9 protein-coding genes are annotated in these 6,663 nt (G+C 40.3%); 8 read left to right on the forward strand and 1 reads right to left on the reverse strand.

Annotated elements, in window-relative coordinates:
• From Q8N22_01945 to Q8N22_01955, 3 genes are all read left to right on the forward strand, one after another.
• Positions 1–1,140 (forward strand): methionine--tRNA ligase (locus Q8N22_01945; protein MDP3052701.1); only part of this gene is annotated, 1,140 nt, incomplete at its 5' end.
• A 51-nt stretch (positions 1,141–1,191) separates the two neighbouring features.
• Entirely contained in the window at positions 1,192–1,620 is a 429-nt protein-coding gene (locus Q8N22_01950; protein MDP3052702.1) for a hypothetical protein, read from the forward strand.
• 63 nt (positions 1,621–1,683) lie between these two features.
• Positions 1,684–3,204, forward strand: coding sequence for a hypothetical protein (locus Q8N22_01955; GenBank protein ID MDP3052703.1), 1,521 nt, complete (start codon positions 1,684–1,686; stop codon positions 3,202–3,204).
• Here the strand turns inward: Q8N22_01955 and pth are convergent.
• Positions 3,185–3,727: an aminoacyl-tRNA hydrolase gene (gene pth, locus Q8N22_01960; protein MDP3052704.1), complete on the reverse strand. Its 543-nt coding sequence runs from the start codon at positions 3,725–3,727 to the stop codon at positions 3,185–3,187. The genes Q8N22_01955 and pth overlap by 20 nt on opposite strands.
• Positions 3,728–3,796: 69 nt before the next feature.
• Here pth and lepB point away from each other — a divergent pair, with 69 nt between their 5' ends.
• The 5 genes from lepB to ybeY all read left to right on the forward strand — a co-directional run.
• Positions 3,797–4,339, forward strand: coding sequence for a signal peptidase I (gene lepB / locus Q8N22_01965; GenBank protein MDP3052705.1), 543 nt, complete (start codon positions 3,797–3,799; stop codon positions 4,337–4,339).
• 4 nt (positions 4,340–4,343) lie between these two features.
• Positions 4,344–5,639, forward strand: a complete 1,296-nt coding sequence (gene hisS, locus Q8N22_01970; GenBank protein ID MDP3052706.1) for a histidine--tRNA ligase — start codon at positions 4,344–4,346, stop codon at positions 5,637–5,639.
• 35 nt (positions 5,640–5,674) lie between these two features.
• Positions 5,675–6,097, forward strand: coding sequence for an HIT family protein (locus tag Q8N22_01975; GenBank protein MDP3052707.1), 423 nt, complete (start codon positions 5,675–5,677; stop codon positions 6,095–6,097).
• Entirely contained in the window at positions 6,087–6,296 is a 210-nt protein-coding gene (locus Q8N22_01980) for a 30S ribosomal protein S21 (protein MDP3052708.1), read from the forward strand. Before Q8N22_01975 ends, Q8N22_01980 begins: the two co-directional genes overlap by 11 nt.
• Positions 6,293–6,663 (forward strand): rRNA maturation RNase YbeY (gene ybeY / locus Q8N22_01985; protein ID MDP3052709.1); only part of this gene is annotated, 371 nt, incomplete at its 3' end. The genes Q8N22_01980 and ybeY, both read left to right, overlap by 4 nt.

Consider the following 6,663-nt stretch of genomic DNA (forward strand, 5'->3'; position numbering starts at 1 on the left):
ACTGACCAAAAAAGGCATTGGCCGGCAGTCAAAAAGGCCTGGCTGAAATTCAAAGAAAATAAAGATGTTTATCTGAAAAAATATGAAGGACTTTATTGCCCAGGGTGCGAGGCCTTTATCACTAAAAAAGATTTAGTAAACGGAGAATGCGTTATTCATCAGATAAAACCGGAGATAATCGAAGAAGAGAATTATTTTTTCAAGCTTTCAAAATATTCGCAAAAAATCAAAAAAGCAATTGAAGAAGATGTTATTAGAATAATCCCCGAAAGCCGGAAACACGAAGTTTTAAATTTTATCAAACAAGGATTGGAAGATATCAGTTTTTCCCGCCCCAGGAAAGATTTAAAATGGGGGATCCCGGTGCCTAATGACGACAGTCAGACCATCTATGTTTGGACTGACGCTTTGCTGAACTATATTTCCGCGATTGATTATTTTGAAGAAAGCGAGGATTTCAAGAAATGCTGGCCGGCCGACGTTCATTGTATCGGCAAGGATATTCTTAGGTTTCACGCGGTTTTTTGGCCGGCGATGCTTCTTTCTCTCGGCTTGGAATTGCCAAAAAATATATTTGTCCATGGATTTATCACCGTGGGCGGCCAGAAAATGTCTAAAAGTTTGGGAAATATTATTGACCCTTTTGAATTGGTTGAAAAATACGGGACTGACGCCGTCAGGCTTTTTCTTCTACGAGAAATTTCTCCGACCGAAGACGGCGATTTTACTTTGGAGAAATTCAAGATCAGATATAACGCCGATTTAGCCAACGGCTTGGGAAATTTCGCCGCCCGGGTTTTAGCTCTTCACTATCAATTTTCAGAAGCTAAGCTTCCTAAAATTGATAAAGATATTGATAAAAAAATTGAAGAAACCCGAAAGACAGTGGCTCAAAAATTAGAAGAATTCAAATTCAATGAAGCTCTGACCGCTATTTGGAATTTAATCGCTTTTGGCGATGGATATATCAATCAGACCCAGGTTTGGAAAATTTTGGATTTAAAAATAAAAATTCAAATTGTTTCCAATTTAGCCGCTCTTCTGAGTTCCATCGCCGATATTTTAAGTCCGTTTTTGCCGGAAACCAGCGCCAAAATCAGCCGATTAAAAAAAGGAGAAATTTTATTTCCGCGCTGTTAATTTATTTGCTATACTTAAATTAATATAATGACTGGCGAATATTAAAGAAAAATGAAGGCGATAAAATTCGTTAAGACAAAAAATGGGCAGGCGGCTTTGCCGGCAATTTTGCTGATTTGCGGCATTATCACTGAAATCGCCGTTGCCGGCATTCTAATAGCTTTCATTTTGAGCAGTTCGGGCTGGGGAGAGCGGTTATCGGCCCAGGCGCTGGCGGCGGCCAAGGCCGGAGTGGAAGATGCTTTTATGAGAATAACCATTGATAAGACCTTCAGCGCTTCAAGCGGATACTCTTTCTCTGTGGGCGACCGGACTGTTCAAGTAATCGTGAACAAAGACCCCGTAGGTTATCCTGTGGGCACCGACCAGGTAATTTCTTCGGGAACGGCGTTGAGTCGCCAACGAAAATTAGAAGCGATTATAGTTGTTGACAGTAATACCGGCAAAGTCAGTTTAAAATCAACCAGGGAAATCCAATGAACCCCGTTAGAAATCCCAATTTTAACGGGGGAAGATAAATTAATATTTTTATTATAAATTACCATGAAAATTTCTAACGTGGTGAACAAAAAATTTCTTTCAATTTTAAAAAAATTAAGTTCGCAGCCCGCCATCGGAGGGTTGGAGATAAGCGATTCCGCGATTCGGTTTTTGCGGATTGACGACGGAAAAATCGCGACGGCTTCTTTGCGTTTGCCGCCGGGAATTATTTTGGACGGAAAAATAAACGACCGTCAGAATTTTTTAGCCGCCCTCAAGAATGTCCATTCTCAATTAACAAGAATAAAAAAGGTTTCCAAAATTCATGCCATTATTTGTTTACCGGTTTCGGTTGTTTACAGCCAATCTTTCAGTATTCCTATAATCAATCATGAAAATCTTGCGAATGCGGCGGAATTAAATCTCCAAATGGCTTCGCCGATTAAACTGGAAAAAGCTTATTCCGATTGGCAGACTATTAGCAAAAACACCAATCAGATGGACGCGCTCGGAGCTTTTGTTGAAAATTCTATTGTTGACGAGTACGACCAGTGTCTCAGCGAAAGCGGGTTTTCGCCGACAGCGTTTGAGTTTCCCGCCCTTTCTTTATGCAGATTAATTAAAGATTTAGGTCCGGCCATAGACATTGATAAGACGTATTTAGTGGTCAATGTTTCAAGTGATGGTTTGAATTTTTTGATTATCAGGAAGGGAGAGCTTTACTTTAACCACTTTCTTTTTTGGCGGACTCTCCAGGGGGAAAAACGGCAAATTGTTTTTTCGGATTTCAGGGATCTCCTTGTTCAAGAGGTTCAAAAAGTTGTTAATTTTATTTCCGTGAATTATCGGGAAACTTTTGAGGGGGCGATAATAATGGCGCCGGCTTTGGAAAAAGAAGTTGGAGAAATTATTGAGGCAGAATTTAAATTGAAGATAATTCCTTTGCGGTTGAGAAACTATGAAAATCTTTCTTCTATTTGGTTTACTGTTTTCGGTTCGGCTCTGCGCGGCTTAGTGCCACGGCGCGAGGATGTTTTTATCAGTTTGACCGCCCATAATGTTATTGAAGAATTTTATCACGAACAGGCCTTGTCTTTTATTTCTCTTTGGAGAAATATCTTTTTAATTTCTTTATCGGTGCTTTTAGTTGCTTTTGGCGGCACGGATATGTTTTTAGCCCATATCCAAAAAGACACTAAAGCTCAGATTTCTTCGCTGGTTACCCATCCTCAGACTCAAGAAGTCGGCAAGCTTGAGGAGAAAGCTAAGTTTTTCAATAGTTTAGTGACTTTGGTTTCCGAAGCCAAAAATTCAACCAAAAAATGGTCTGCGTTTTTTGACCAATTAAACGTTTTGGCCGGCAATAATATTATTTTTGACAGAATTATTGTTTCATCCTTGACAGCGCCGGTAAGGATTCAAGGCCGGGCCGACAGCGAGGACTCCGTGATTGATTTCAAAAATAATATCGCTTCCCAGTCCAATTTTGGCAGTGTTGATTTGCCCTTGACCGGCATTCGTCCCACGGCAGATCGCCGCGTGAGTTTTGAGCTGACTTTTTCCATTAAATCTTTAACTCCTTAATTATTTTTTCCAAGATAAGATTATCCGCCGCGGTTATTTTTTTCAAAACCATTTCTCCGGCTCCTTTTCTTTTGTTTCCTTCTTTCTCTTTTTTTCGAATTCCGATCCTCAACCGCCAGAAATTTTTGGTTTTAAGATTATTGATGATTGATTCTATGCCATGATGTCCGCCGGCTCCGCGGCTGAAAGAAAGTTTTGATTCGCCCAATTCAATGTCGGAATCGTCATGAATAATCAGCGTTTCTTCGGGTTTTATTCTGAAATATTTAAGGCAGGCGGCAACGGCTCCACCTGATTCGTTCATAAAAGTCAGCGGTTTCACGAAAATTAAGTTATCGCCATTGATAAATTTAAAATATTCAAAGTTTTTTTGTTTGCCTTTTTTGGCGAAAGTCATTGTTTCGGCCGCCGTTTTCATAAGGAAATTTATCGCTAATTGACCCGCATTATGATAAGTCAGGGCGTATCGGCCGCCTGGATTGCCTAATCCGATAATAAGACGGTATTTAATTTTTTTATCCATAATTATTTAGATAAGGGCTTGATTTTCGGCTTTTTAACATTATAATATAACAGATATTAATATACTATTATGCGGAAATTTTTTTGGTCATCTTTAGAGATTTTGGAAATTATAGCTATTTCCGTTTTTGCCGTTTTTATCATCAGGACTTTTTTGTTTCAGCCCTTTTTGGTCAGCGGCGCCAGCATGGAGCCGACTTTTTCCAACGGGAATTATATTTTAGTTGATGAAATAAGCTACCGATTCCGCGAGCCCCAGCGGGGCGAAGTGATAGTTTTTAAACCTCCGGTCGGGGGCAGTTATTTCATTAAAAGGATTATCGGATTGCCTAATGAAAAAGTGAAAATTCAAGACGGTGAAGTCACGATTTTTGATACTAATGGCGGCAAGATACTGCTTAAGGAAAGCTATGTTCCGGCTAATATCAAAACCTTCGGGGATTTGGAAGTGGTTTTGAAGCCGGATCAATATTTTGTTTTGGGCGATAACCGCAATTACAGTTTTGATTCCCGCGCCTGGGGCTTTTTAGCTAAAGACAAAATTATCGGCTTGGTGAAATTGAGAATCTGGCCGATTACCTCTGTTATGGCGGTTGGAAAGCCGAATTATTAAATTTATGGAAGGCGCTAAAAATAAAAAAATCAAAAAAAACAAACAGATTTTTCAGGCGCCTAAAGGGATGCCCGACATTCTTCCTCGGGATGCGGTTTGGTGGGAAAAAATTTTTGAAGTCGGAAAAGAAGTCAGTTCTTTGTACGATTTTTCTTTTATTGAAACTCCAATTTTAGAATCAGCGGGGCTTTTCGAAGCATCATTGGGCGAAGCCAGCGATGTCATTGAAAAGCAGATGTATGTTTTTAACACTAAAGGCGACCAGCGTTTGGCTCTGCGGCCCGAAGGCACCACTCCGATTTGCCGGGCTTATTTGGAAAATCATATGGGCTATTACGCCCATCCTTTGAAGGTGTTTTATCACGGGCAGATGCTCCGTTACGAGCAACCTCAGGCGGGCCGCTATCGTCAGCATCATCAATGGGGATTTGAGATTCTAGGGGATAGTCATCCGGTTTATGACGCCCAGATAATTTTTGCCATTCACCGTTTTCTGAATCTGTTAAAAATAAAAGGCATCAATTTTCGGATTAATACCATCGGTTGCCGGGTTTGCCGCCCCAATTACCGGAGAAAACTTTTGGAATATTATCAGCCTCTTAAAAAAGAACTTTGTGAGGATTGCCAGCGTCGGCTGGAGGTTAATCCCTTGCGGCTGCTTGACTGTAAAAACGGGAATTGTCTGGCCTTAAGATCTTCGGCCCCGGTGATTCTTAACCACCTTTGTCAGAATTGCAATAATCATTTGCGGGGAGTTTTGGAATTCGTTGAAGATAATGACCTGGCTTATGTTTCCGACCCTTATTTAGTAAGGGGATTGGATTATTACAACCGGACGGTTTTTGAGATAGATGTTCCTGAACTTAAAATGGCTTTGGCGGCCGGCGGCCGTTACGATTATCTTACGGAAATAATCGGAGGCCAAAACGTGCCGGGTGTCGGCGGCTCAATCGGCCTTGAAAGAGTGATTGAGGTGATGAAACAACAGCAGATTGTCCCCGAATCAAAATCCAAGCCCCGTGTTTTTTTTATCGCGGTCGGAGACCAGGCGGAAAAATCGGGTTTGGTTTTGGTGGAGAATATGCGGCGGGCCGGTATTGCCGTCAGTGAAGCTTTGGGCCGGAGATCTCTCAAATCGCAATTGAAAGCCGCCGATAAAAAAGGAGTTCCCCTGGTTTTAATTTTTGGCCAAAAAGAGGTTTTTGAAGAAACGATTATTCTCAGGGACATGAGAACAGGCGTTCAAGAAAATATGCTTTTAAGCAAATTAGTTGAAGAAATAAAAAAAAGATTACATTAAAATTACTGTAATTACAGTAATTACAGTAATTAATTATGAATTGTTTATTTTGTAGCATCATAAAAAAAGAAATACCGGCTGAGATTATTTATGAAGATGAGAAAACTTTGGCTATTTTGGATATTAATCCCCGGGCCCCGGGACACACGATGGTTTTGTCCAAAGTTCACAGCGAGACAGTCCTGGATTTGCCGGAAAATGAAGTCGAGCCGCTTTTTTCAGCCGTCAAAAAAATTACCAAATTAATCCAAAAAAGCTTGAAACCCGAGGGATTTACTATTGGAATCAATCACGGTAAAATAAGTGGCCAGGTCGTTGACCATCTGCATATTCACATTATTCCCAGATTTGAAAATGACGGGGGAAGTTCAATTCACAGTGTGGTCAATAACCCGCCCAAAGAGTCGTTAAGAGAAATAAAAAATAAAATAAAATTACAAAGCGATTATGGAAATTAGAAAAAAAGAAAAAGAATCGGTGACAGGCCTCCTCTACCGCTTTAGTTTGAAGATGAAACAAAGCGGGATACTTCGCGAAGTTAAGAAGCGGCGTTTTTATCATCGGCCGCCTAATCGCCGCAAAACTCGGATCGCGGCTATTTATCGCGAAGGCAAAAAGAAAGAGATGGAGAAGGCCAAAAAATTAGGCGAATTATGAACGAAATTTCGGTTGTCAGTCTGAACGGCAAATGCCATCTCTTGGAAGGAAAGATAAAAAGAATGGCTCGCAGATTCCTTCAATTGCTGAAAAAAGAAAATTGTCGTTTAGAGATTTTTTTGATTACCAGCCGGAAAATAAAATTTTTAAATAAAAAATTCAGAAATAAAGACAAGGCGACCGACATTCTTACTTTTGTTGAACCGAAGAATTATCCCCATCCGGAATCAAAGCTGAAATTTCTTGGGGAAATTTATTTAAATCCCGATTATATCGCGCCGGAAAATCTTAGTCGTTTGGTAGCTCATGGACTGCTTCATTTATTTGGTTTTTTTCATAAGAAAAAAAGTGATAGAATAAAGATGGA

The sequence above is a fragment of the bacterium genome (assembly GCA_030693325.1).
Classification (GTDB): domain Bacteria; phylum Patescibacteriota; class Minisyncoccia; order UBA6257; family MFKM01; genus MFKM01.